The organism is Rhodococcus sp. NPDC078407 (assembly GCF_044542515.1).
In the GTDB taxonomy this organism is placed as follows: Bacteria; Actinomycetota; Actinomycetes; order Mycobacteriales; family Mycobacteriaceae; genus Rhodococcoides.
The window spans coordinates 64,775-89,256 of sequence record NZ_JBITUQ010000011.1; the positions used below are offsets into that span (position 1 = coordinate 64,775).

Sequence of the window (24,482 nt, forward strand, 5' to 3'; positions counted from 1 at the left end):
GTGGCTCAGGTCAGTGCATCCAGTTCCGTCACCATCGCCACCACGCCGGATCGGGTACTAGCCGCTCTCGCCGACTACGAGACGGTGCGCCCGCGCATCCTGCCCGAGCAGTATCGCGACTACGAGGTGGTCCAGGGCGGTCAGGGAGACGGAACAGTGGCGAAATGGACCCTGCAGGCCACCGAAAAAAGAGTTCGCAACGTCGCCGCGACAGTCACCGTCGCCGGATCGACGATCACCGAACGAGACGCCAACTCCTCCATGGTCACCACCTGGTCGGTTGCGCCGGACGGCGGCGGCGCTTCCGTCACCACGACGACGGAATGGAAGGGTGCGGGCGGAATCGGTGGATTCTTCGAGAAGACCTTCGCACCGCTGGGCCTGAAGAAGATCCAGGCTGCGACGCTCGAGAACCTGCGCCGCGAGTTGATCTAAGCCTGCTCGAAGTCGGGGGCTTCGATCAGCGTCAGAGTGCCGACCACCACGGTGCGCATCGACCAGAGGAACATCGCGTGGGGTCCACGATCGACCGTGTCGTAGGCCCCCGGAAGTGTCTCGAGGTCGGTGCGCGCCGCGATCGCGTCGTCGTATGTTCGGTCGTGTCGGACATCGTTGTAGACGACCTCTGCCAGTGCGATCGCGTGCTCGACGACGGTGATGACGGCCCACGTCGCCTGCTTGGCGGTGAGGTCGTAGCGCACTCGGTACCGCGTTTGTATCGCGTCGGCCATCCGCAGGGCGTCGATGGAACTGGGATTGAGACCGACCAGGTACTCGGCGATGCCGGGATTGGAGTGCACCAGCTCGCGCATCGCCGACGCCAGGGCCATCAGAGCGTCGTGCATCGATTCGTCGTCCGCGGGCAGCGGGGGCGACCACCGGCGCAAAATTTCTTCGGCCACCAGGGCTTTGAGCGCGGGCAGATCGTCGATGTTGTTGTAGATCGCGACGATCGACACACCCAGGCTCTGCGCCACCGACTTCACCGACACCTTCGGAAGAGTGAGTGCGATGCCCGCCTCGGCCATGGTCTCGGGCGTCACCCGGCGCTTGCGCGGAGAGTGGCTCGCCGGCTGATCCATTCCGCAAGAATACGTGGGGTCAGTACTGACGAATGTTCATACGCGGGCCTCGAGAATCGCGTCGTGTTCTTCACATCTGCGCTGACTGTTACCGACGAGGATCGGTCGCTGGTCGAACTGGCCAGGCATACAATCGATTCGACGACGGATGCAGCTCCTGGTGAGGACGGCGTCCACACGATGGGTGCTGCGGTGCGAGTGTCGGACGGCCGCACTTTCACCGGGGTGAATCTGTATCACTTCACCGGTGGCCCGTGCGCAGAGACCGTCGCGCTGGCGGCAGCGCGGGCAGCCGGTGCTACCGAGCCGACGCTCATCGTGGCGGTCGGTAACCAAGGGCGCGGGGTGAGGAGCCCGTGCGGCAAGGACCGTCAGATTTTCGCCGACCTCTATCCCTCGATGCGCGTCATCATCGATACCCCCGACGGCCTCGTCAGCGTTCTCGCCGGTGAACTACTCCCCGCCGGGTACGACCATGGCGCGGAGCAACGCTGACTAACGTTCGGCTCGACTGCGCTGCGTGTCCACTATTCGTCACCGTAGGCGCGATCCCGTGTCTGCCGCGAGCTTGTGGACACTCAGCTCAGTAGTGTCGATCCGACGCACAGTGGATCGCAGCGATCGGAGGTGCGACTACGCTGGAGTTCGCTTCGAACCCACGCGAGAGGACGGCACAGTGCAACCCGGTGAGCAGCCCGACATGGCATCGATCCTGCAGCAGGCTCAGCAGATGCAGCAGCAGCTGATGGCCGCGCAGGCAGAGATCGCGGAAACCGAAGTGACCGGCCAGGCGGGCGGCGGACTCGTCGTCGCCACCGTCAAGGGGACCGGTGAGGTGGTCGGACTGACCATCGACCCCAAGGTGGTCGACCCTGACGATGTCGAAACCCTGCAGGACCTGGTGATCGGTGCCATCGCCGATGCGTCGAAGGCAGCGCATGCCGTCGCGAGCGAGAAGATGGGCCCCCTCGCTGGTGGTCTCGGTGGCATGCCCGGCCTGCCCGGGTTCTAGGCGGTGTACGAAGGTCCGGTTCAGGATCTGATCGACGAGCTCGGAAAGTTTCCCGGGGTCGGTCCGAAAAGCGCTCAGCGCATAGCCTTTCACCTCTTGGGCGTCGAACCGCCTGAGGTGGACCGGCTGATGCGCGCACTGCAGCGCATCCGCGACGGAGTGCAGTTCTGCATCGTCTGCGGGACCGTCTCGGACAAGGAACTGTGCCGAATCTGCGCCGACTCGCGACGCGACAGATCCATGATCTGCGTCGTCGAAGAACCCAAAGACGTTCAGGCCGTGGAACGTACGAGGGAGTTCAAAGGCCGCTACCACGTGCTCGGTGGGGCGCTCGATCCACTCAACGGCATCGGGCCGGACCAGCTGCGCATCCGAGAGTTATTGACCCGCGTGGGAACTCAGGACGACGGAGTGGACGTCACCGAGGTCATCATCGCTACCGACCCCAACACCGAGGGCGAAGCAACGGCCACGTACCTGGTGCGCATGATGCGAGACTTCCCCGGCCTGGCGATCACCCGCCTCGCCTCCGGTCTTCCGATGGGCGGCGACCTCGAATTTGCCGACGAACTTACGCTCGGCAGGGCTCTGACCGGTCGTCGGCGGATGTGAGTGGCGAAGCGAGTGTCGTACCCCTGGTGCACCATCCCGCCATGGACAACGACGAGACCCGGCTCCTTCGCTCGCTGCTCGACGCTCAACATGGCGTAGCGACCACCGTTCAGCTTCGCGCGTGCGGAATCACTCCGAGGTCCGTCCGTCATCACGTCGAGACCGGCCAGTGGCTTCGGGTGTTTCGCAACGTCATCTGCGTGACCAACGGTCCGCTCAACCGTGAGATGGAGCTGCAGGCGGCGTTGTTGTACGGAGGCGGCAGCGCAATCCTGAGCCATGACACTGCCGCACACGAGTGGGGGATGTTGCGTAGGACTCCCGGTCCCATCCACCTGACTGTGCCGCGTAATTGTTCTGCCATCAGCCAACCGCCGACGTTGCGGCATGTCTTGATCCGGCCGACTTCGCTCAGCAATGCTTGTATCCATCCCGGCGTTGTGTTGCACCGGTCATTGGCCATCCAACACATCGGTGTCGACACGGATCCGCGGCGGACGAGTAAAGAAGACACGGTCTTGGACTTGGCTGTATCCGCTCCGACGGCGCACGAGGGGGCCGCTGCCTTCGTCTCGGCCATGACCAACGGGAGAGTCTCCGTTTCGGCGATGCGTCGGAAACTCGAACTGCGGCGGCCGCGGCGGTACAAGAAGATTTTGCTCGACGCCCTGTCGTTGCTGGCTGGTGGCGTTCAGTCCGTTCTCGAATTCAGGTACGCAACCGATGTAGAACGTGCGCACGGGTTGCCGTCCGGGCGTCGTCAGGCGCCACACCACGTCGGTGATCGTGTGCTGTTCGAGGATGTCGAATATTCGGAAGGTGGGCTCATCGTTCGCCTCGACGGGCAACAATTCCATGCGGCCAGAAATGTCAGGTTTCGAGACCGTCTGCGAGACAATGCCGCCGAGCTCAGCGAACGCCCTCGGCTGGTCTATGGGTGGCAGGAAGTGAGCCAAGACCCGTGCGGGGTGTACCGCGAGGTACGTGAGGTCTTGGTGCGGGAGGGGTGGACAGATGCTTCCCACGAGTGCGAGCGATGCGCAGTGGTGCGATTAGGTACCGCCCAGGGGACTTAACCGCACCACTGCCGCAGGCACTATCGGAGCCGCTCCTTGCGAAGCTGCGTCACCTCGGGCAGCTCGAGGGGAGCGAGAGTGGTTCCCAACGCTCGCTCCAGCAGGTAGTCGGCCAACTCCGGGTTTCGGGCGAGTACCGGCCCGTGCATGTACGTCCCCAGCACCGAACCTTGTACGACGCCTTCTCGTCCGTCTCCCACGCCGTTGCCCACCCCGTGGGTGACCTTGGCGAGTGGAGATGCGTCCAGACCGAGAGTTGTTCCACCGCGGTGGTTCTCGAATCCGGTGAGCTTCTGGGTGAGACCCTCCAGCGCGGGCTCGGTGACGACCTCACCGATCGAACGTGTCGTTTGCGGTGCGGTGGTGACGTCGAACAGTGAGATGCCGTCTACGCGTTCGCCGGCAGAGGTTTCGTACCAGTGGCCCAGGACCTGGATTGCCGCGCAGATGGCCAATACGGGCGCGCCCCGCGCTGCGGCGTTCTGCAGTCCCGGGTACCGGGTGAGGTGACGGGTAGCCAAGCGTTGCGCTGAATCCTCCGCTCCGCCAAGGGTGTACACGTCGAGCGAGTCGGGAACCGGGTCGGTGAGGGTGATCTGCACTACCTCGGCATCGATGTTCCGCATGCGTAGCCGCTGCCGCAGAATGAGCGCGTTGCCGTTGTCGCCGTACGTGCCCATCACGTCGGGCAGAACGAGGCCGATGCGAACTGTGGACTCAGACATGGCGAGCCTCCCGTGCCAACGCGCGACCGAGATCGCGAAACGCAGTGTAGTTGGCCAGCACCTCGACGCGTCCGGGTGGGCAGGAAGCAATGGCCTGCAACGGATCTGTGATGGTGGTGTGCGGCGAGCCGGCATACAGCAGGCGCACCCCGAGGTCGGTCGCTCGTTCGCCGGCGGCGACAACGGCCACGTTCTCGAAATGCTCGAAGCGAACGTCCCACAACCACGACAGATCTTCACCGTCCGGCACCTGACCGTTGACTGCGATGACGAGGCCGTCGCAGGTGGGATCGATCATCGACAACGCTTCTTGCCAGCCCGCGGGATTCTTGGCCAGAAGCATTCGGACGGAATGGGATCCGTACTGGACGGTGGAGTAGCGACCGGCTACCTCGTCGACGCTCGACGCGGCTGCGACGGCGTCGGCAGGCGTTGCGCCCAGCGTCACGGCGGCCGCTACTGCTTGAGCGGCGTTGCCTCGGTTGGCTTTTCCTGGCAGCGACAACGTCATCGGGAGAACGAGACCATCGGGGCCGTAGAGGTTCTCGTCGTCGAGCCACCAGTCGGGCGTCGGACGCTTGAAATCGCTACCGGTGCTGTACCAATGCTCGCCGTCCCAGAGGATGGGCTCGCCCGTTCGGGGGCAGCTGACCGAGTCGCCTGCCCACCCGCCACCGGCGGCGACCCACACGACGTTCGGGGCGTCGAATGCGGCCGAGGTGACCAAGACGTCGTCGCAGTTGGCGATGACGACGGTCTCGGGGTGCCGGGCCAATCCGGCGCGCAGCTTGCGCTCGATCATGTTGATCTCGCCCACGCGGTCGAGCTGATCGCGACTGAGGTTGAGTAACACGATCGCTGCCGGGTCCACCGCGTCGGACACATGGGGGACGTGCAGTTCGTCGACCTCGAGCGCGGCGAGCTCGGCATCGAAGTGAGCGTGCAGCGCCGCGACGATGCCCGCGTCCATGTTTGCGCCATCGGCCTGGGTGGCGACGTCACCGAGTGTGGCCAGCGCCGCCGCGGTCATGCGTGTGGTGGTGGATTTGCCGTTGGTGCCGGTGACGATGACGGTGCGTCGTCCGCGTCCGAGCCCGCCGAGTATCTTCGGGTCGATCTTGAGCGCGACCAGCCCGCCGATCATCGAACCCTTGCCCCGGCCCGCTTTGCGGGACGCCCAGGTCGCCAGCTCCGCCGCGCGCAATGCCACGCGGCCCCGCGCGCCGATACGCCTGCGCTCACCCACTTCAATCATGCGCCGAGTCTGGCACAGAACCGCGCTCAGTTTCACGTTGGAGGTTGTGCCTACACAGGTGCTTTCTCCAGCACTTCGACGGGTCGGCGGACGGCCATACCCCCGAGGCAGCCGCCGATCACGATGGCGCCGCCGAGCAGGGCCAGCACTGAGGGGGTTTCGTCGAGAAAGGCCCATGCACCGGCGATGCCGACGACGGGAACCATGAGCGAGAACGGCGCGACGAGCCCCGCCGGGTTGCGGCTCATCAAAATGCTCCAGAGGCCGCTTCCGATGATGGTGGCCGGAATCACGATGTAGGCCAACGCGACCAGACCGGGCCAACCTTGGGGCCCGAACGACTCGGCCAGCGCATTCCAGCCCGTGCTCGGACCCTCGACGACGGCCGACAGCGCCAACATGGGCACCGGCGGCACGACGGTCATCCACAGCATCAGTGTCATCGGGGAATCCGACTTGGCGAGCCGGTTCCCGAGATTGCCGAACGCCCATCCGAGGCCCGCCAGCAGGGTGAGGATCACCGGCAGCAGGGTGGCGTTCTGGGCGCGGTCCCAACCGATCAGCACCATGCCGACCACGGCGATCGCAATGCCGATGGCTTGCCTGCGGGAGACGTGTTCGCGCAGCAGAACCGCGCCGAGAACGACGGTGAACGGTGCGGACGACTGCAGCACGAGCGATGCCAATCCGGTCGGCATTCCAGTGGCCATCGCTGCGAACAGGAAGGCGAACTGCAGGAAGCCGAAGCCGAAGCCGTAGAGCAGCAACCACTTCAGTGGCACCTTCGGCCGCGGGACGAACACGATGACGGGGATGGCGATGACCAGGAACCGCAGCGCGGCGAAGAAGAAGGGCGGAAAGTGATCGAGCCCGACGCGGATGGCGAGAAAGTTCAGGCCCCACAGCACGGCGACGGTCAGTCCGAGCAGGCGGTCGCGAGTGGTCATGGTGTCTATCGTGATGGCCGTTAATGATCAGCACAATCGAATAAAATCGCATCGACAGTTAAGATTTACTGTATGAATGTGGAGCGGCTGCGGATTCTCGCAGAACTCGCAGACCGCGGCACCGTCGCTGCCGTCGCCGACGCGATGTCCATGACTCCGTCGGCAGTGTCTCAACAGCTCAAGTTGCTGGCTCGCGAGGCCGGCGTGACACTGCTCGAGCCCGACGGGCGTCGGCTGCGTCTCACCGACGCGGGACGTGCCTTGGTGCTGCGAACCGACGATGTTCTCGCGGCTCTGGCCCGCGCCGCCGCGGAAATGGACCGCTATCGAGCCTCCCCGCGGGGGCGTGTACGCGTGGCACTGTTCCCGTCAGGTGCGGCACTGCTGCTGCCCGGCGTACTGACCCGTCTCGCGGACTCGGACGTCGATATCGACGCCCGCGACGAAGACCTTCCCGCCTCCTCGGTGCCCGAATTACTTGCCGACTACGACGTGGTGCTCACTCATCGAGACGAGCGGGCTCCGTCAACCGCGGGCCCCCGCATCGAGGTGGCTGCGTTGATGCGCGAACCCATCGACCTGGTGCTACCGCCGAGGCACCCATTGGCGCAGCACGGTTCGGTCGATCTGAGGGATCTCGTCGACGAACGCTGGATCAGCGTGCGTGGCGGATTTCCGGTGGACGACGTGCTGCTGTCGGTGGCCGCCGCAACCGGTGTCCAGCCGCGAGTGATGCAACGTATCAACGACTTCCGAGTGACAGAGACCCTCGTAGCCGCCGGGCATGGAGTCGCTCTGATGCCCAGATATGCCGTCGTACATCCCCATCTGGTGCGCCGAGAGCTCTCCGGTGTCAGAGCGGGTCGAATCTACGAACTGGCAACCCGGCCCGATGCGCGTCGATTACCCGCAATCGCTGCGGTGACCGACGCCTTCGAGGCGGAGGCGAACGCAACGACCAGAGCGTAGTCGCATCGGCGGATTCTCACCCTCGACGCACGAGAAAGCCGCCCATTCGCAAGAATGGGCGGCTTCGGCGTGCAGGTCAGCGCAGTGCGCGGTTCACAGCCGAGACCACCGCACGCAGTGATGCGGTGGTGATCGACGTCGCGATGCCGACGCCCCAGACCGTGGTGGCAACTCCGGCAGGTGAGGTCACCGAGGCTTCGACGTAGGCCGCGGCCTGCGCATCGTCGCCGGCGGACATGGCGTGCTCGGAGTAGTCGAGGACGCTGACGTCGTATCCGATGCTCGACAGCGCGTCGACGAACGAGGCGAGGGGACCGTTGCCGGAGCCCGAGATTTCTTGCTCGACGCCGTCGACCTTCACCGTCGCGGTGATCGTGTCGGTTCCGCCGTCGACCTCGGCAGCCTGTACCGACTGCTTGATGCGCTCGAGCGGCCGGATCGGCGTCAGGTACTCCTCGGCGAAGACGTCCCACATCTCCTTGGGCGAGACCTCGCCGCCCTCGCCGTCGGTGATGCGCTGTACGGCCTGGGAGAACTCGATCTGCAGGCGACGCGGCAGGTTGAGCCCGTGATCGGACTTCATGATGTACGCGACGCCACCCTTGCCGGACTGCGAGTTGACGCGAATGACGGCCTCGTAGGTGCGGCCGACGTCTTTGGGGTCGACGGGCAGGTACGGAACCTGCCAGGTGATGTCGCCGATGTCCGTACCCTGCTCGTCCGCAGTGACTTTCATCGCGTCGAGGCCCTTATTGATGGCGTCCTGATGGCTTCCGGAGAATGCGGTGTAGACCAGATCGCCGCCGTAGGGGTGGCGCTCGGCGACGGGAAGTTGGTTGCAGTACTCCACCGTTCGGCGAATCTCGTCGATGTTGGAGAAGTCGATCTGCGGATCCACGCCGCGGGTGAACAGGTTCAGGCCCAGCGTGACGAGGCAGACGTTGCCGGTGCGCTCGCCGTTGCCGAACAGGCATCCCTCGATCCGGTCGGCACCGGCCTGGTAGCCGAGTTCGGCTGCGGCAACACCGGTTCCGCGGTCGTTGTGCGGATGCAGTGACAGCACGATGCTGTCGCGGCGGTCGAGGTTTCGGCTCATCCACTCGATCGAGTCGGCGTAGACGTTGGGAGTCGCCATCTCGACGGTGGCCGGCAGATTCAGGATCAGCGGCTTCTCGGGTGTGGGATCGATGATCGCGGTGACCGCGTCGCACACCTCTTTGGCGTAGGAAAGTTCGGTGCCGGTGTAGGACTCGGGGGAGTACTCGTAGCGCCAGTCGGTATCGGGGAACTTGGCAGCTTCTTCGAGCACCTTGCGCGCACCGTCTGTCGCGATCTTCTTGATGACGTCACGATCGGCGCGGAACACGACTTTGCGCTGCAGTATCGACGTCGAGTTGTAGAAGTGCACGATGACGCTGCGAGCGCCCTCGCACGCGACGAAGGTGCGCTCGATCAGTTCGGGACGGCACTGCGTCAGAACCTGGATGGTGACGTCGTCCGGGATCGCGCCGTCCTCGATGATCTCGCGGACGAAGTCGAAGTCGGTCTGGCTGGCGGACGGGAAGCCGACCTCGATCTGCTTGTAGCCCATCCGAACCAGCAGGTCGAACATGCGACGCTTTCGCGCGGGGCTCATCGGATCGATCAGCGCCTGGTTGCCGTCGCGCAGATCCACTGCACACCACTGCGGCGTCCGGTCGATGATCTTGTCCGGCCACGTGCGGTCGGGGAGGGAGATGGATTCCACTTCCTCGGCGAACGGCCGATAGCGGAAGGTGGGCATCGAGGAGTTCTTCTGGGTGTTCCACACGGGCTGGTCGCTGGGTGCGGGCCGCGAGGGCGGGGTGATGGTGCGCGATCCCGAGGTGAATGCGTCGGCTGGTGACATGGTCTTCGTCTCTCCGTACAGATCAGAGCAATGTGTTCGACCGGCGCAACGAACCCCGCGACGGGAAGCCAGTCTGGTCTCAAACCCCGTCGCGGCTGTTAAGAAGGAGAGCTCGCAGCATGGGGTGAGTGTACTACCGCAGACCGACCGTCTACCCCAGGGTTCGGGGGTCGAACTTTTCGGCAATCGCGTCGTGCCTGCGCTGCCATTGTTCGATGTCGTTCAGTTGCTCGACACCGGCGGCGGTCCAACACCGGGCGAGGAGTTCGTATCCGAGGTGATCCACTTCTGCATGCCGGTCCCACACCTGGTGCGCCCAACGGCGATCGTTGTGCGCCGCTTCGGCTCCCGCGAGTGCGGCACCGACCAGCTCGAACTGCACGTCCCGTCGAAGCTCCAGAGCGACTGCCGCCGTTGCCGTCTCGATCCTCAGCACCGCCAGCAAGCGGGCCGTCGATTGCAGAACCCGTCGATCGGACCACAGCAGCGCGCGCCGAAAAGCGGCCGGCAACAACAACCACAACGCCGCGAAGGCAAGGGCCACACCCACCGCGGTCTCCACCACCCGATCCACGACGATGTCACCGAGAGGTGCCCCGGGATGGGAGATGGTGCCCATCAACAACGCGAGCGGCGTGATGAAGGTGACTGCGAGACCGTAATTGCGCGCAACGCTGATCTCGATCGCGAACTGCAGCACCATCAGCACCACGATCACTGCAAGACCCGTCAGCGGCGAAACATAGATCGCCGCGAACAGCACCACTCCGGCGAGAGTTCCGCCGAGCCGCTGCATACCGCGGTACGTGCCGTGGACGCGATCCGGGCCCTGTTGCAGCACCAGAACCGCGCCGAGGATCGCCCAATCCGGCCAGCTCAGATCCAGCGCCACACTGATGCCGCCTGCCGCTGCCGCCGCGCAGAACACTCGGATCGCCGTGGACGCCGCGTGCGAATCTCGATGCAACGACCGCCGCAACCTGTACCCAATACTCGGACGAGCCAGCGGCAGCTGGTCGCGTGGTGATTCGACCGCGCTTTCGGGATCCGGGACGGCACCGGCGAGCGCCGACGTGCTCGTCGCAAACGCGCGATGCGCGTCGAACAGGGTTTGTACCAAGACCGGACGCGATGCCAACCGCGCCGATCCGGCCTCGTACACCGCGGCCCAGGCCGCGTGCAGTCGCGAGGCCGCGGCATGTCTATCGGCCACGGAGGGCATCGGCGATGTGGTGTATTTCTCGATGGCGGCCACCGCCGCGACGACGGCCGCCCGTTCGGGACCTCTCGGGTCACGCACGACCCCGGATATGGCGACCACCAGCGCCGATGCCACCCCGATCGCCGCGCACACGGCACCGCGAGTCGCGCTGATGTCGGCAGCCGGGAGGTACGACGCCACCGCGCACACCAGCACGAAGAAGAAGGCTCCCGGTGGGCCGAGCCGCAGCGCCGCTACGACGTAGACCGCGACCAACGCAAGTACCGACATCACTCCGACCGGGATCATCCGTGCCCACCCGGTGTCGCCGAAGTCGAGGGCGAGTCGACCGGCCGTGGCCCCGAGCCATACCGACGCGACCAGCGCAGCCCCCGCGGTCAGCACCACCCACCACCGCGAACGATACGGCCGGCCCTCGCCGTAGATCACGGCGAAACTGCCCGAGACCACCAGCAACGCCTCGGTGTGGAACCCGAGCACCCAGGCCGCGATGGCGGGGATTCCGAACGCCAGCGCCGAGCGCAGACCACCGGGCCAACGACGGCCGACGGCGGGAAGCCCGAAGAGCACCCGCAGACCTCGGGCGGGCGGGGGTGGGCGATGCTCGGGAACTGTCACCCGAACATGTTAGGGCAGGCGAATCCGCAGGCGAACCGCCCTAAAGTCCCAGCTCGGAGCAACCCGGAACACCGCTCGGGGCACTCGCTCGGTAAGGTGACCCCCGGACAATCGAACGGTTGTCGGCTATCCAGCGGAGGTAATACGCGTGGCTCTGATCGTCCAGAAGTACGGTGGGTCGTCGGTGGGAACCGCCGAACGTATCCGACGCGTCGCTGAACGAATCGTCGAGACCAAGAAGGCGGGCAACGACGTCGTCGTCGTCGTATCGGCGATGGGCGACACCACCGACGAACTCCTCGACCTGGCGCAGCAGGTGTGCCCGGCTCCGCCGGCTCGCGAGATGGACATGCTGCTCACCTCGGGTGAACGTATCTCCAACGCACTGGTCGCGATGGCGATCCACTCGCTCGGTGCCGAGGCACGCTCGTTCACCGGCTCGCAGGCTGGCGTCGTCACCACCAGCGTGCACGGCAACGCCAAGATCATCGACGTCACTCCTGGACGCGTCCGCAGCGCGCTCGACGAGGGCTCGATCGTGCTCGTCGCCGGCTTCCAGGGCGTCAGCCAGGACAGCAAGGACGTCACCACCCTCGGCCGCGGTGGATCCGACACCACCGCCGTCGCCCTTGCCGCGGCATTGAACGCAGATGTCTGCGAGATCTACACCGACGTCGACGGCATCTTCACCGCTGATCCGCGCATCGTGCCCAACGCCCGCCACCTCGATACCGTCTCGTTCGAGGAGATGCTCGAAATGGCGGCGTGCGGCGCGAAAGTGCTGATGCTGCGCTGCGTCGAATATGCCCGTCGCTACAACGTTCCCGTTCACGTGCGCTCGTCGTACACCACCAAACCCGGAACCATCGTCTCCGGATCTATGGAGGACATCCCCGTGGAAGAAGCAATTCTCACCGGCGTCGCACACGATCGCAGCGAGGCGAAGGTCACCGTCGTCGGTCTGCCCGACACACCGGGCTACGCCGCCAAGGTCTTTCGCGCCGTGGCCGACTCCGAAATCAACATCGACATGGTGTTGCAGAACGTCTCCAAGATCGACACCGGCAAGACGGACATCACTTTCACCTGCCCCAAGGCCGACGGCCCGACGGCGGTGGAGAAGCTCACCAAGCTGCAGGGCGAGATCGGCTTCGCGCAGGTGCTCTACGACGATCACATCGGCAAGGTCTCGCTCGTCGGTGCCGGCATGAAGAGCCACCCCGGCGTCACCGCGACGTTCTGTGAGGCCCTGGCCGACGCCGGTATCAACATCGACCTCATCAGCACCTCCGAGATCCGTATCTCGGTGCTGTGCAGCGACACTCAGCTCGACGACGCCGTGCGCGCGCTGCACGCCGCCTTCGATCTCGGCGGGGACGAAGAAGCAGTCGTACACGCGGGAACAGGACGATAGAAGATGACCACAGTTGCAGTAGTTGGAGCCACCGGCCAGGTCGGTGCCGTCATGCGGACCCTGTTGGAGGAGCGCAACTTTCCCGCCGACACCGTTCGATTCTTCGCCTCGGCGCGCTCGGCCGGCAAGAAACTACCGTTCCGCGGCGAGGAAATCATCGTGGAGGACGCGTCCACCGCGGACCTCACCGGTATCGACATCGCACTGTTCTCGGCCGGTGCCACGCTCTCTCGTGAGCAGGCCCCGCGATTCGCCGCGGCCGGCGCTGTCGTCATCGACAACTCGTCTGCGTTCCGCAAGGACTCCGACGTGCCGCTGGTCGTCAGCGAAGTGAACCCCGAGGCGGCGAAGAACCCGCCCCGCGGCATCATCGCCAACCCCAACTGCACCACCATGGCCGCGATGCCGGTGCTCAAGGTCTTACACGACGAAGCAGGCCTGCAGCGACTGATCGTCTCGAGCTACCAGGCGGTGTCCGGTAGCGGCCTCGCCGGCGTCGACGAGCTCGCCACCCAGGCCCGCGCCGTCATCGACGACGTCGAGAAGCTGGTGCACGACGGTTCGTCTGTCGATTTCCCGGCCCCGAACAAGTACGTCGCGCCCATCGCCTTCAACGTCCTGCCCCTGGCCGGCGCGTTGGTGGACGACGGATCCGGCGAGACCGACGAGGACCAGAAGCTGCGCAACGAATCGCGCAAGATCCTCGGGCTGCCGGATCTGCTGGTCAGCGGCACCTGCGTGCGCGTGCCGGTGTTCACCGGTCACTCGCTGTCGATCAACGCGGAGTTCGCTTCGCCGTTGTCGGTTGAGCGAGCTCGCGAGTTGCTGGCCTCGGCACCCGGTGTTTCGCTGGTCGACGTCCCGACGCCTTTGCAGGCCGCAGGCGCGGACGATTCCTTGGTCGGCCGCATCCGTCAGGACCCGGGCGTTCCCGAGGGCCGCGGACTGGCTTTGTTCGTCTCGGGCGACAACCTGCGTAAGGGTGCCGCGCTGAACACGATTCAGATCGCCGAGCTGCTGGTCTGACCTTCGTGCGCGTTGTGCTGTGCACAACGCGCACGTTGGGTCAGTTCAGCCGGTGACCCTCGGCGGACGCGTCGAAGATGTGAGCGTGCGCGTCGTCGATGCGGACGTGAACGCGGTCGCCCTTCTCGGGCGGGCTGCGCCAATCGGCCCGGGCGACAATGGTTTCGGACTTGCCGTTGATGTCGGCTCGTCCGAACACGAAGGCCTCGGAACCGAGTTCCTCGACCACGTCGATCTCGAGAGCAATCCCACTGTCGGCGATTTCGATGTGCTCGGGACGGATACCGAACATCACCTCGGTGGCCGAACCGAGGGTCTGGCGCGACACCGGAATGACCTGATCGGCCAGACGGACACCGCCGTCGGTGACCGGAGCACGGAACAGGTTCATCGACGGTGAGCCCATGAACCCGGCGACGAACGCATTGACGGGAGTGCGGTAGAGCTCGCGCGGGTTGGCGCACTGTTGCAGCACACCACCTTTGAGCACCGCGACACGGTCACCCATCGTCATGGCCTCGACCTGATCGTGCGTGACGTAGACGGTCGTCGTGCCGAGTCGGCGCTGCAATTGAGCGATCTGCGTCCGCGTCTGGACCCTCAGCTTTGCGTCGAGGTTGGACAGCGGTTCGTCCATGAGGAACACCTGGGGCTGGCGAACGATGGCGCGGCCCATGGCAACTCGCTGCCGCTGCCCGCCGGAGAGGGCCTTCGGCTTGCGGTCGAGGTACGGCTCGAGGTCGAGCAGCTTGGCGGCCTCCTCGACGCGAGTGCGAATGTCTTCCTTGTTGGCCTTCGCCAACTTCAACGCGAAGCCCATGTTCTCCGCGACGGTCATGTGCGGGTACAGCGCGTAGTTCTGGAACACCATCGCGATGTCCCGATCCTTGGGTTCGGAGTTGGTGACGTCCTTGCCGCCGATAAGGATGCGTCCCGAGTTGACCTCTTCCAGGCCCGCGAGCATCCGGAGCGAGGTCGACTTGCCACAGCCCGAGGGACCGACCAGAACGAGAAACTCACCGTCCTCGATGTGCAGGTCGAGCTCGTTCACCGCGGGGGTGTCGGAGCCGGGAAAAAGCCTGGTCGTGCGCTCGAACGAGATTGTTGCCATGACGAAATAGATCCCTCCACCGGCAGGAACGTGCCGGACGATCCGAGTGTGGGGTGACGGCGGGAGCCGACCAGCACATAGTATGGGCCCAATCACAACCAGGAGGAAGGTGGCCGGGTGAGCGGCTCCGTATCCAGACGAACCGCCCTACGTGGGCTGGCGGTGGCCGCAGTGGCAGCCGGAGCAGCGGCGCTTCCGGTGGCATCGACAACCCGTCGAGCACTGGCCGACGACTTTCTCCGCGGTCAGAGCCCACTGCTGTTCCACTCGCCGCAGCTGACGCCGTTCCGCGACGAACTGCCGCGGTTGCCGCTGATCAGCGGTACCGAGATCTCGCTCGACGCGCACAGTGCCACCCACGCGTTCCACGCCGATCTGCGGCCTGCGCCTACCTTCGGCTACGGCCAGTGCGATTACCTCGGGCCCACCATCGAATCGCAGACCGGGCAGCCATGGAAGCTGAAGTACTCCAACACCACCGCCGGCAATCCTCTCGCTGCTGACGTCGACACCTCGCTGCACGGCATGAGCGAGATGGACCGCACGATGACGCCGACCGCTTTGCACTTCCACGGCAGTATCACCGAACCCGCCAGCGACGGGCATTCCGAGATGCTGGTGCGCCCCGGTGAGTCGATGACGCACAACTTCTCCGGGCTCAACGACGCTGCCGGGCTGTGGTACCACGACCACGCGATGTCGATGACGCGCATCAACGTCTACGCGGGCCTGCTCGGCATGAACCTCGTTCGAGACCGTTGGGACACCGGCACGTCCGACAACGCCCTCGGACTGCCTTCCGGCGAATTCGAGTTGCCGTTGGTGCTTCAAGAAAAGATCATGAATCCCGACGGCAGCATGAGCATCCGCTCCAACATCACTGTGCCGCAGGGTAAGTGGGAAGGCGGCGGCACCGGCGACGTGGGCGTCGTCAACGGCAAGATCTGGCCGACGATGGAAGTGGCCCGGGGTATGTACCGGCTGCGGCTGGTCAACGCTGGGTCGTACAGCGTGTGGAACCTGTTCTTCACCAACAAACTTCGCTTCTGGGTCATCGGAACCGACGGCGGATTGCTCGACGCTCCGGTGGAGACCACCAGTATCCGTCTCGCGCCCGCCGAGCGCGCGGACATTCTGGTCGACTTCGGAGCGGTCGAGGCCGGTGGCCTCGTCGAGCTCCTCAACGACGAGCCGCCGCCCGCGCAGGCCGCGTCCCTCGGTGCCGTCCCGATGCCGATGTTCTGCCAGTTCCGCGTCGCGTCCGCTGCCGGCTTCCGCGGCGGCATGCCGTCGTTGCTGCGCGGAGGGAAGGGTCAGCCGGATCTGTTGCCCGCGTTGCCGACCCCCACCTTCACGCGCACCGTCACCGTCAATCAGCCGTCCGGCGGGTTGAACCTGGACATGACGCTGATGAACCTGAACAACCTGCGGTACTCCGACCCGGACATCGAGATGCCCAAGCAGGGGACGGTGGAGATGTGGAACATCGTCAACACGACGGTGGAGCCGCACCCGATTCACCTGCACCTGGCGCATTTTCGGACGTTGGGACGCATCCCCATCGACCTCGCCGCGTACCAGCGCGACTTCCCGCGGCCGAGCTTCGGCACCAAATGGGCACCGCCGGTGGAAAAGTTCCTCACCGGGCCCTCGGTGCCGCCGGCCACCTGGGAAGCCGGGTGGAAGGACACCGTCAACACCTACCCGGGCACCGTGACCCAGATCCTCGTGCGTTTCCCGACGGCCGACGAACTCGGCTTCGACCCCGACGCCACCTTCGCAGGACCGGCCGGCCACCACGGCGGTCACGACATGAGTGGGCACGACATGGGTGGCCACGACATGCCTGCAACGGGGCCGACCGAGTTGCAGGGATACATGTGGCACTGCCACATGCTCGACCACGAGGACCACGAAATGATGCTGCGGTACCGCACTGTCGCTCCGTAGTTTCGCGCCACCGAGAACCTGTCGGTGGGTAGGTATAGCTTTCGTGGTGTGAAGACATGGGGGGATGTGTTCGGGCTCGGCGACCAGGAATTGGTCTCCGGGCTCGCTGACGTGACCTCCCGCGAGAATGCGCTCGCGGCAACGCGATTGACGCTGCTCGCCGAGATCGATCGACGCGGTGTGGCGATGAAGCTCGGGCACTCGTCCGTCACTCGTTGGTTCGCCCGATCGGTGCGCATCACCGACGGGTCAGCGGCCCGCCAGAATGCGCTGGGGTACTGGCTGGGCGATCACCACACGGTGCTCGACGCCCTCGCCGGTGGTCGGATCCATGCCGCGCACGCCGCAGCGGTCGCCGAGGGATACGACGTCGTGCTGGTGGCCGACCCCACCCTCGACGAGCAACGACGCGACGCAATCGTCGCCGAACTGCTCGAGACAGCTCTTCGGAGCACCGCAGGTGCGGTCACCTCACGCGCGCAGGCGCTGGCGCATTCGGCGGCCGAGGACGCTCGCGCCCGGCACGAGCAGGCGGAGAAGAAACGCCGCGACCGGGAACGGCAGGAACAGGAAAGACGCGATCGAGAACGGCGGGATCAGGCGGGACGAGGCGATGGTCCGGGTACCGCCGAGGGCACACTGCTGGATCCGGAACCGCCTGCGCCCGAGCCTGTTCCGCCGAGTCCGGCACCGCGACCGGTGTCGGAGAACCCAGCGCTGAACAGGTTCGATCTGCATCCTCTGGCGAACGGCCGCTATCAGGTCGGCGGCGACGTCGACCGACTCCTGGCGGAAAAGTTGCTCACTGCCCTGTCGGAGTTGACTGCGCCGCGGCCCGGTCCCGGTGGGGAGCGTGATTCGCGTGGCCCCTCGAAGCGCCGGGCCGATGCACTCGATCAGATCCTCGACAGGCACCTGAGCGGTGGTAGCCGTGGGACTGCGGGCGGGTCGCGAGCATCGGTGCACCTGATCGTCCCACTACGAGACTTGCTCGCCCACGGCAGTGAGAAGCAAACCGAGAGCACGACACCGGATTCGGCGGGAACGGCTGGGATCGCCGCGGATCCTACGGACGGCGGTGACGGCAGCGTCAGCCCTGTCCGACGTCCGGTAGGCGCAGCCTCAGGCGATACCGATGTTCGGGTCGGTTCCGGTGGTGATGCTGCCGGGCAGAGGTTTGTCCCCGAGCCGGGCAGCCGAGTTGCTCACGCCGGGGCCGGGCCCGGGGCCGGTGCCGGTGCCGGAGGCGACGCAGCCGGACAGAGGTCTGTCATCGAGCCGGACGGCCGAGTTGCTCACGGCCGGGTCGAGGCCGGTGGTGATCGTGCCCGGGAGCAGTCTGCCTTCGAGCCGGGCGGCCGAGATGCTTACGGCGGTGCCGGTGCCGGTGGCGGGCCCGAGGGTGATCGTGTCCGGGAGAAGGCTGCCCCCGAGCCGGGCGACGCCGACTGGCCGTTCCACCTCGACTGGACCGGCCCGATGAGTCGTCACCTCGCCGAGCTGCTCACCTGCGACGCCGACTTGACCCCAGTTATCGTCGACCACCACGGCGTCCCGCTCGCACTCGGACGCACAACACGACTGGCCACCGACGACCAGCGCATCGCTCTGACCATCCGCGACCGCTGCTGCGTGATGTGCGGCCGACCTGCGCAGTGGTGCCAAGCCCACCACATCAAATTCTGGGGACACGGAGGCAGAACCGACCTGAACAACCTGGCGCTGGTCTGCGGGGAATGCCACCGCCTCGTCCACCACGGCGACTGGCAGATGTTCATGGGCGACGACGGCCACCCGTACGCCACCCCACCCGAATCCGTCGACCCCCGAAGACAACCCCTCCCGAGCTACCACCGACGAAAACGGCCGGCAGCCTGACTCTGCGCCCTACGGTCCTGCCGATCTATCGGCCGGGAGGTACAACCGTGCGGTAATGCGCTGCGATGTCGCCGGGGGTGGTGAACCAGACGCCGTCGCTGTTGTCGGTCATGTGTTTCAGTGCGGCTCGGAACCGTCGGAGCCGGTAGGGCTGTTCGGTCAGGAAGGTGTGCAGCGAAACAGCGAGCACCACTGGTTGCAGCACCGAGTTCTCCTTCAGTTCGTCGAAGCTGTCGACGATGTTGTGCTCGAATGCTTCTGCGGTCTGATGGTGATGAACGAACACTGGCAGGTCGTTGATCTCATGGGGATACGGGACGCTGAGGAGCGGGCCGCCGCGGGTGTCGAGCCAGACGGGTTGGTCATCGATGGGCCAGTCCAAGCTGTACTCGTACCCGCGCTCCGCGAGCAAGTCCTCGGTCAAGCGGCTCGGGTTTGCGCCGGGGCTCATCCATCCTCGGGGCGGCGAGCCTTCGTGACGCTCGATAGCCGTCGTCACCTCGTCGATCGAGCGACGCTCGGCGTCCTCGCCCAGGTCGTTCGGTTGCACTGCGTTCGTTCGGCCGTGCGCGACGACTTCCGCACCCAGACCACGGAACGCCGCGGCCAGCTGCGGGGCGTGCTCGTACACCTCGGTGTTGACCAATAACGTCGGCCGAATCCCACACTTGTGCATTGTCTCTGCGATGCGGAACCCGCCGACGCGGTTGCCGTATTCACGCCAGCCCCAGTTGTACGTGTTGGGTTGGTCCATCGCGGGCGTGTAACCCAGGCCCGGCTTTCCGTCGTCGTACGGAAAGTGCTCGCAGTTGACCGCGACGTACACCGCGAGACGCGCGCCGCCCGGCCACTCGAACTGTGGCCGATCGACGATGGGGGAGTGCTCGAACCGGCCATGCGAGGGGAGAGCCATGGCCGGGGTATTGCCCGCTGCGAGTCGGGACAAACTGATGGACGGTCGGACCGAGTCGCCGCGTCCAGCAGGTGCGCGGCTCCCATGGCTCGAACACCTGGAACGCCACCGTCGTGTATTTCCCAGAAGGCCGAGTACTTCGTCGAGGGGCAGTCCTGCCAGCGAATCGGCACGGCAGGCGCACTTGGAACGAAACTTAAAGTCAGGCTGGACTGTTTGTAGCTTTCACGCTACTGTGCGAAGTGTGACTACCGACACAAAGCTCAGCGACGGCGAGCCAACGCAGCGCCGCACGCAGGCCGAACGCAGCGCGGGAACCCGCGCCAAGTTGCTCGACGCGGCTATCGACTGCCTCGTCGAGCTGGGTTTCGCGAAGACCAGCACTCAGGAGATCGCGCGGCGTGCCGGAGTATCCCGCGGAGCGCAGCTGCACCACTTCCCGACCAAGGAGTCGTTGGTGACCGCTGCCGTCGAGCATCTCGTCGACCGTCGTCTCTCGGAGATACTCGAAGCCGAGCCCGATCCGGAGCGAGGACCCGAAATTCTCGCCGACGCATTCTCGGGTCCGCTGTTCTACGCCGCGCTGGAGCTGTGGGTCGCAGCCCGTACCGATCCGGCTCTGCACGAGGCGATGGTTCCGCTCGAACGGCGCGTCGCCGAGGCCATTCAGGGCGGAGCTCAGATCGTCATGGGCAGTCGCATGTCCACCGAGTCGATCGAACTCAGTGTCGAACTCGCTCGCGGGCTGGCCGTCTCTGCCCTGTTCCGTACCCCCGAAGCCGACGCGCAGCTGCGTGGACGGCTCCTTCCCTTCTGGTCCGAAAAGGTGATGGACTCGTGAATTCTGTTCTGCCCCAGCAACTCGACGTTCTCGTGGTCGGAGCCGGATTCGCCGGCCTCGCCGCAGTCGCGAAGATTCTCGCCGACGACCCCAGCGCCGACGTCACCGTCATCGAGCGCGCATCGGACGTGGGAGGCACCTGGCGAGACAACACGTACCCCGGGTGCGCGTGCGATGTGCCCACCTCGCTCTATTCGTTCTCGTTCGCGCCCAGCCCCGAGTGGAGTCACACGTTCGCGCGCCAGCCTGAGCTGTTCTCCTACCTGAAATCGGTGGTGGAGCGGCTGGGGTTGCAGCGTCGGATCGTCACCGACTGCGAGCTGCTGTCGGCAGACTGGAGCGAGACGGATCAGCGGTGGTCGGTGCAGACCACCAAGGGCGCAACGAGCGTGCGGGTACTGGTCGCAGCAACAGGCGCGCTCTCGACGCCGAAGATCCCGAACGTGCCGGGCATCGACACGTTCGGCGGAACGGTGTTCCACTCCGCGACGTGGAACCACGAGCACGATCTCACCGGGGAACGCGTCGCCGTGATCGGTACCGGGGCATCGGCGGTGCAGTTCGTACCCGAGATCGTCGACAAAGCCGCGCGGCTCACAGTTTTTCAGCGCACACCGGCCTGGGTCATCCCCCGCCTGGACCGCACCATCGGCCGGCTCGAGCGGACTCTGTACGAGAAAGTTCCCGCGGCCCATCGCGCGGTTCGCGGCATCATCTACGGCTACCGCGAGGCCTACGTGACCGTGCTGGCCGACAACCCGTGGATGCTGCCGGCGGTGAAGGCTTTCGCCAAGGCCAACCTGAAGCGTCAGGTCAAGAACCCGACGACGCGGGCAGCGTTGACTCCCGACTACGCACCCGGCTGCAAACGGCTTCTGCTGTCCAATGATTGGCTTTGGACGCTGGATCGACCCGACGTGGATCTGGTGACGTCGGGCCTCGAGTCGGTGACCGAGAACGGCGTGGTCGACGCATCCGGCCGTAATCACGAGGTGGACACCATCATCTTCGCGACGGGGTTCACCCCCACCGAACCGCCGGTGTCGCATCTGTTGCGCGGCACCGACGGTCGCACGCTGGCGGAGCGTTGGGGAGGTAGCCCTCAGGCGCACCTGGGTACCACCGTCGCCGGGTTCCCGAACCTGTTCCTGATGTACGGCCCCAACACCAACCTCGGGCACAGCTCCATCGTGTACATGCTCGAGTCGCAGGCCAATTACGTCGTGTCCGCGCTGAACGAGATGAAGAATCACAGCATCGCGGCCGTGGAGGTCGAAGAATCTGCTCAGCGGCAACACAATTCATGGGTCGACTCGTCGCTCGAGGGCACGGTGTGGAATGCCGGTGGCTGCTCGAGCTGGTACCTCGACTCCAATGGACGCAACTCGACGATGTGGCCGACCTACACATTCCGGTTCCGCAACAAGACGAGAGAGTTCGACACCTCGAACTATCGACTCGCATCCGGCACCAACGAATCAGACAAGAAAGTGGTATCCGCATGAGCGACTACGACGTACTGATCATCGGCTCGGGCTTCGGCGGCAGCGTCGCGGCGCTGCGGGCCGTCGAGAAGGGCTACCGCGTGGCGGTGCTGGAATCCGGCCGACGGTTCGAGGACGACGAACTACCCAAGACCAGCTGGCGGCTGCGTAAGTACCTGTGGGCTCCTGCGTTGGGTTGCTATGGCGTGCAACGCATTCACCTACTACCCGATGTCCTGGTGATGGCCGGTGCGGGCGTGGGCGGCGGGTCGCTGAACTACGCGAACACGCTGTATCAGCCGCCGGCGAAGTTCTTCGAGGATCCGCAGTGGGGTTCGATCACCGACTGGCAGCGCGAATTGAACCCGTACTACGACCAGGCGCGTCGAATGCTCGGTGTCGAGACCAACCCGACGATCACTCCGTCGGACAAGGTCATGAAGGAGGTCGCCGAGGACATGGGTGTGGGCGACACGTTCACCTCGACTCCGGTCGGCGTCTACTTCGGTGACCGTGGCAAGACTGCACCCGACCCGTTCTTCGGTGGTGCGGGCCCCGAGCGCACCGGGTGCACCGAGTGTGGCGCGTGCATGACCGGTTGCCGCGTCGGCGCGAAGAACACCCTCGTCAAGAACTACCTCTACCTGGCCGAACATGCGGGCGCGCACATACTTCCGCTGACCACCGTGGTGGATGTCCGGCCGAACGGCAGCGGCTACGACGTGGTGACGCGCAAGACCGGAGGCAAGCTTCGCCGCAAGGAGAAGACGATCACCGCCGATCAGGTTGTCTTCTCGGCCGGCACCTACGGAACGCAGAAGCTCATGCTCGCGGCCAAGGAGAAGGGGTCGTTGCCGCGGTTGTCGAACAAGATCGGCTCGTTGGTACGCACCAATTCCGAGGCAGTCCTCGCCGCCACCGCGCGCGGCCGCGAGGTCGATTACCACGAGGGCGTGGCGATCACGTCGTCGTTCCACCCCGATGATCACACCCATATCGAGCCGGTGCGATACGGCAAGGGCAGCAACGCGATCGGACTGTTGCAGACCGTACTCAGTGACGGCGGCGGCAAGATGCCGCGAATTCTCAAGACGCTGGGAGTTGCGCTTCGCCATCCCGGCGCTGCGGCGCGCAGTCTGTCGGTCCATCGGTGGTCCGAGCGCACCGTCATCGCCTTGGTGATGCAAACCGACGACAACTCTCTCGAGCTCGGCTCGAAGAAGGGCCCGTTCGGGCGTCGGCTGACCAGCAGGCCCGGGGCAGGCGACCCGCCGCCGGCGTGGATTCCGCAGGGGCACGAGGCAATTCGTCTGCTCGCCGACAAGATCGGCGGCGATCCGGGCGGGTCGATCGCCGAGATCGTCAACATTCCCATGACCGCACACTTTCTCGGTGGCTGCGCCATCGGTGACTCACCGCAAACCGGTGTGATCGACCCCTATCAGCGCGTCTACGGCTACGACGGATTGCATGTGCTCGACGGCTCGGCCGTCAGCGCAAATCTCGGCGTCAATCCATCCCTGACCATCACCGCACAGGCCGAGCGCGCAATGGCGTTGTGGCCCAACAAGGGGGAGCCGGACCGTCGGCCGGCCGTCGGCTCGGGCTACACCGAGGTGGCACCTGTTCATCCGTCGAACCCGGTGGTGCCGGTGTCAGCACCCGGCGCTCTGCGTCTGCCGCTGACCGTCGTGGGGAGGGATTCCTGATGTGGAGTGTCGTCGAGTCCGAGACCGAACGCACCGACTGGCCGGTGAGCCCTGCTGCGCCGTGGCCGGCGGACGTCAGGGCCACGATCTGGTGGCATCGCGCCCGGTCGTCCGAGTTCGCGCCTGCCGGCGCGAAGACGCTGCCGATCACGATGTGCATGGTCGTCGACTACACGACGTCGCCGGTCGGTCCCTACCGGGAGATACTTGCGAGTCCGGTGATGCGCCGGGACGTCGGGAAGATTCCGCGGATGTCGGTGCCGTTCATCGCCGTCGATTCCGCCATGTCGGTGCACGGCGGCCGCAAGAACTGGCATCTGCCCAAGGTGTTGGCCGAGTTCGACGGCGACGTTCTGAGTCAGGCCGGGGTACGCGGTGGCGAGTGGTCGGTGCGGACCGACTCACGCGGGTTCGGGCCGCAATTCCCGATGCAAGGGTCCATCGGGTTCGCGCAGCCGGTCACCGGCGGGTCGGCCGTCGGTGTATCGAGCTTGAAGGGAAAGGCCAGGCTGGCGCGGGTCGAGGTGGACTCGAAGGGGCCGACGCTCAGCAGCTGGTTGCCGTCGGGAACATATTTCGGCCTCCAGATCGTCTCCGGTTCGATGCGGACGGGTGAGGCGCGGTTGGTGTCCTGAGATTCGGTCTTTTCTTGACTGAGTCCAGATTGGTGAGGCATGCTGGCGGTCGGTCTCATTGGTTTACGTCCGACGACTACGGGCATTCCCAATGAGAAACCGGCCGCGCCCTCGG

22 protein-coding genes are annotated in these 24,482 nt (G+C 65.5%); 14 read left to right on the plus strand and 8 right to left on the minus strand.

Annotation, left to right across the window (positions count from 1 at the left end; genetic code table 11):
• Positions 1-435, plus strand: coding sequence for an SRPBCC family protein (locus tag ACIGGF_RS13450; protein WP_397521807.1), 435 nt, complete (start codon positions 1-3; stop codon positions 433-435).
• Here the strand turns inward: ACIGGF_RS13450 and ACIGGF_RS13455 are convergent.
• A complete protein-coding gene (locus ACIGGF_RS13455) occupies positions 432-1,082 on the minus strand; it encodes a hypothetical protein (protein WP_397521808.1) in 651 nt (216 codons plus the stop codon). The two genes, ACIGGF_RS13450 and ACIGGF_RS13455, sit on opposite strands and share 4 nt — an antisense overlap.
• Positions 1,083-1,145: 63 nt before the next feature.
• On the opposite strand from ACIGGF_RS13455, the gene ACIGGF_RS13460 reads away from it, so the two are divergent.
• The 4 genes from ACIGGF_RS13460 (at position 1,146) to ACIGGF_RS13475 (ending at position 3,782) form a co-directional block, all read left to right on the plus strand.
• Positions 1,146-1,577: a hypothetical protein gene (locus ACIGGF_RS13460; RefSeq protein WP_397521809.1), complete on the plus strand. Its 432-nt coding sequence runs from the start codon at positions 1,146-1,148 to the stop codon at positions 1,575-1,577.
• Between the two features lie 205 nt (positions 1,578-1,782).
• Positions 1,783-2,094 (plus strand): YbaB/EbfC family nucleoid-associated protein, encoded by a 312-nt coding sequence (locus ACIGGF_RS13465; RefSeq protein ID WP_397521810.1) that lies wholly within the window; start codon positions 1,783-1,785, stop codon positions 2,092-2,094.
• Between the two features lie 3 nt (positions 2,095-2,097).
• Positions 2,098-2,706 carry a recombination mediator RecR gene (recR, locus tag ACIGGF_RS13470; protein ID WP_397521811.1) on the plus strand — a complete coding sequence of 203 codons (609 nt, stop codon included), beginning with the start codon at positions 2,098-2,100 and terminating at the stop codon, positions 2,704-2,706.
• Positions 2,707-2,747: 41 nt separating this feature from the next.
• Complete coding sequence (locus ACIGGF_RS13475; protein WP_397521812.1) at positions 2,748-3,782, plus strand: type IV toxin-antitoxin system AbiEi family antitoxin domain-containing protein; 1,035 nt, start codon at positions 2,748-2,750, stop codon at positions 3,780-3,782.
• A 20-nt stretch (positions 3,783-3,802) separates the two neighbouring features.
• Here the strand turns inward: ACIGGF_RS13475 and ACIGGF_RS13480 are convergent, their stop codons facing one another.
• The 3 genes from ACIGGF_RS13480 to ACIGGF_RS13490 are packed head-to-tail and all read right to left on the minus strand — an operon-like array spanning position 3,803 to position 6,709.
• Positions 3,803-4,507 carry a type 1 glutamine amidotransferase gene (locus ACIGGF_RS13480; RefSeq protein WP_397521813.1) on the minus strand — a complete coding sequence of 235 codons (705 nt, stop codon included), beginning with the start codon at positions 4,505-4,507 and terminating at the stop codon, positions 3,803-3,805.
• The gene (locus ACIGGF_RS13485) at positions 4,500-5,762 is read right to left on the minus strand and encodes a MurT ligase domain-containing protein (RefSeq protein WP_397521814.1); all 1,263 of its coding nucleotides are present in this window, start codon (positions 5,760-5,762) and stop codon (positions 4,500-4,502) included. Before ACIGGF_RS13485 ends, ACIGGF_RS13480 begins: the two co-directional genes overlap by 8 nt.
• A gap of 50 nt (positions 5,763-5,812) precedes the next feature.
• Entirely contained in the window at positions 5,813-6,709 is an 897-nt protein-coding gene (locus ACIGGF_RS13490) for an EamA family transporter (protein WP_397521815.1), read from the minus strand.
• 72 nt (positions 6,710-6,781) lie between these two features.
• Here ACIGGF_RS13490 and ACIGGF_RS13495 point away from each other — a divergent pair, with 72 nt between their 5' ends.
• The gene (locus ACIGGF_RS13495) at positions 6,782-7,678 is read left to right on the plus strand and encodes a LysR family transcriptional regulator (protein WP_397521816.1); all 897 of its coding nucleotides are present in this window, start codon (positions 6,782-6,784) and stop codon (positions 7,676-7,678) included.
• A gap of 76 nt (positions 7,679-7,754) precedes the next feature.
• Here ACIGGF_RS13495 and leuA read toward each other — a convergent pair whose 3' ends face one another.
• A complete protein-coding gene (gene leuA, locus ACIGGF_RS13500; protein WP_397521817.1) occupies positions 7,755-9,566 on the minus strand; it encodes a 2-isopropylmalate synthase in 1,812 nt (603 codons plus the stop codon).
• Between the two features lie 151 nt (positions 9,567-9,717).
• On the minus strand, positions 9,718-11,406 hold the full coding sequence (locus ACIGGF_RS13505; RefSeq protein WP_397521818.1) for an FUSC family protein: 1,689 nt from the start codon (positions 11,404-11,406) through the stop codon (positions 9,718-9,720).
• A gap of 148 nt (positions 11,407-11,554) precedes the next feature.
• Between ACIGGF_RS13505 and ACIGGF_RS13510 the strand changes: the two genes are divergently transcribed.
• Positions 11,555-12,820, plus strand: coding sequence for an aspartate kinase (locus ACIGGF_RS13510; protein ID WP_397521819.1), 1,266 nt, complete (start codon positions 11,555-11,557; stop codon positions 12,818-12,820).
• 3 nt (positions 12,821-12,823) lie between these two features.
• Positions 12,824-13,846: an aspartate-semialdehyde dehydrogenase gene (locus ACIGGF_RS13515; RefSeq protein WP_397521820.1), complete on the plus strand. Its 1,023-nt coding sequence runs from the start codon at positions 12,824-12,826 to the stop codon at positions 13,844-13,846.
• Positions 13,847-13,886: 40 nt separating this feature from the next.
• Here the strand turns inward: ACIGGF_RS13515 and ACIGGF_RS13520 are convergent, their stop codons facing one another.
• Complete coding sequence (locus tag ACIGGF_RS13520) at positions 13,887-14,957, minus strand: ABC transporter ATP-binding protein (protein ID WP_397521821.1); 1,071 nt, start codon at positions 14,955-14,957, stop codon at positions 13,887-13,889.
• 117 nt (positions 14,958-15,074) lie between these two features.
• Here ACIGGF_RS13520 and ACIGGF_RS13525 point away from each other — a divergent pair, with 117 nt between their 5' ends.
• Complete coding sequence (locus tag ACIGGF_RS13525; protein WP_397521822.1) at positions 15,075-16,907, plus strand: multicopper oxidase family protein; 1,833 nt, start codon at positions 15,075-15,077, stop codon at positions 16,905-16,907.
• 48 nt (positions 16,908-16,955) lie between these two features.
• On the plus strand, positions 16,956-18,785 hold the full coding sequence (locus ACIGGF_RS13530; RefSeq protein ID WP_397521823.1) for a DUF222 domain-containing protein: 1,830 nt from the start codon (positions 16,956-16,958) through the stop codon (positions 18,783-18,785).
• Positions 18,786-18,810: 25 nt separating this feature from the next.
• Here ACIGGF_RS13530 and ACIGGF_RS13535 read toward each other — a convergent pair whose 3' ends face one another.
• Complete coding sequence (locus tag ACIGGF_RS13535) at positions 18,811-19,698, minus strand: polysaccharide deacetylase (RefSeq protein WP_397521824.1); 888 nt, start codon at positions 19,696-19,698, stop codon at positions 18,811-18,813.
• A gap of 235 nt (positions 19,699-19,933) precedes the next feature.
• On the opposite strand from ACIGGF_RS13535, the gene ACIGGF_RS13540 reads away from it, so the two are divergent.
• The 4 genes from ACIGGF_RS13540 to ACIGGF_RS13555 are packed head-to-tail and all read left to right on the plus strand — an operon-like array spanning position 19,934 to position 24,367.
• A complete protein-coding gene (locus tag ACIGGF_RS13540; RefSeq protein WP_397521825.1) occupies positions 19,934-20,539 on the plus strand; it encodes a TetR/AcrR family transcriptional regulator in 606 nt (201 codons plus the stop codon).
• Positions 20,536-22,044 (plus strand): flavin-containing monooxygenase, encoded by a 1,509-nt coding sequence (locus ACIGGF_RS13545; RefSeq protein WP_397521826.1) that lies wholly within the window; start codon positions 20,536-20,538, stop codon positions 22,042-22,044. Before ACIGGF_RS13540 ends, ACIGGF_RS13545 begins: the two co-directional genes overlap by 4 nt.
• Entirely contained in the window at positions 22,041-23,732 is a 1,692-nt protein-coding gene (locus tag ACIGGF_RS13550; protein WP_397521827.1) for a GMC oxidoreductase, read from the plus strand. The genes ACIGGF_RS13545 and ACIGGF_RS13550 overlap by 4 nt, the downstream gene beginning before the upstream one ends.
• Complete coding sequence (locus ACIGGF_RS13555; RefSeq protein WP_397521828.1) at positions 23,732-24,367, plus strand: hypothetical protein; 636 nt, start codon at positions 23,732-23,734, stop codon at positions 24,365-24,367. The genes ACIGGF_RS13550 and ACIGGF_RS13555 overlap by 1 nt, the downstream gene beginning before the upstream one ends.
• The last annotated feature ends 115 nt before the right edge of the window (positions 24,368-24,482 follow it).

What these genes read in the sequence shown, in the direction of transcription:
- ACIGGF_RS13455 (WP_397521808.1), bottom strand. Translation starts at nt 1,082, where the DNA reads ATGGATCAGCCGGCGAGCCACTCTCCGCGCAAGCGCCGGGTGACGCCC.
- ACIGGF_RS13465 (WP_397521810.1), top strand. Translation starts at nt 1,783, where the DNA reads ATGGCATCGATCCTGCAGCAGGCTCAGCAGATGCAGCAGCAGCTGATG.
- ACIGGF_RS13475 (WP_397521812.1), top strand. Translation starts at nt 2,748, where the DNA reads ATGGACAACGACGAGACCCGGCTCCTTCGCTCGCTGCTCGACGCTCAA.
- ACIGGF_RS13480 (WP_397521813.1), bottom strand. Translation starts at nt 4,507, where the DNA reads ATGTCTGAGTCCACAGTTCGCATCGGCCTCGTTCTGCCCGACGTGATG.
- ACIGGF_RS13485 (WP_397521814.1), bottom strand. Translation starts at nt 5,762, where the DNA reads ATGATTGAAGTGGGTGAGCGCAGGCGTATCGGCGCGCGGGGCCGCGTG.
- ACIGGF_RS13490 (WP_397521815.1), bottom strand. Translation starts at nt 6,709, where the DNA reads ATGACCACTCGCGACCGCCTGCTCGGACTGACCGTCGCCGTGCTGTGG.
- ACIGGF_RS13495 (WP_397521816.1), top strand. Translation starts at nt 6,782, where the DNA reads ATGAATGTGGAGCGGCTGCGGATTCTCGCAGAACTCGCAGACCGCGGC.
- leuA (WP_397521817.1), bottom strand. Translation starts at nt 9,566, where the DNA reads ATGTCACCAGCCGACGCATTCACCTCGGGATCGCGCACCATCACCCCG.
- ACIGGF_RS13515 (WP_397521820.1), top strand. Translation starts at nt 12,824, where the DNA reads ATGACCACAGTTGCAGTAGTTGGAGCCACCGGCCAGGTCGGTGCCGTC.
- ACIGGF_RS13520 (WP_397521821.1), bottom strand. Translation starts at nt 14,957, where the DNA reads ATGGCAACAATCTCGTTCGAGCGCACGACCAGGCTTTTTCCCGGCTCC.
- ACIGGF_RS13535 (WP_397521824.1), bottom strand. Translation starts at nt 19,698, where the DNA reads ATGGCTCTCCCCTCGCATGGCCGGTTCGAGCACTCCCCCATCGTCGAT.
- ACIGGF_RS13550 (WP_397521827.1), top strand. Translation starts at nt 22,041, where the DNA reads ATGAGCGACTACGACGTACTGATCATCGGCTCGGGCTTCGGCGGCAGC.
- ACIGGF_RS13555 (WP_397521828.1), top strand. Translation starts at nt 23,732, where the DNA reads ATGTGGAGTGTCGTCGAGTCCGAGACCGAACGCACCGACTGGCCGGTG.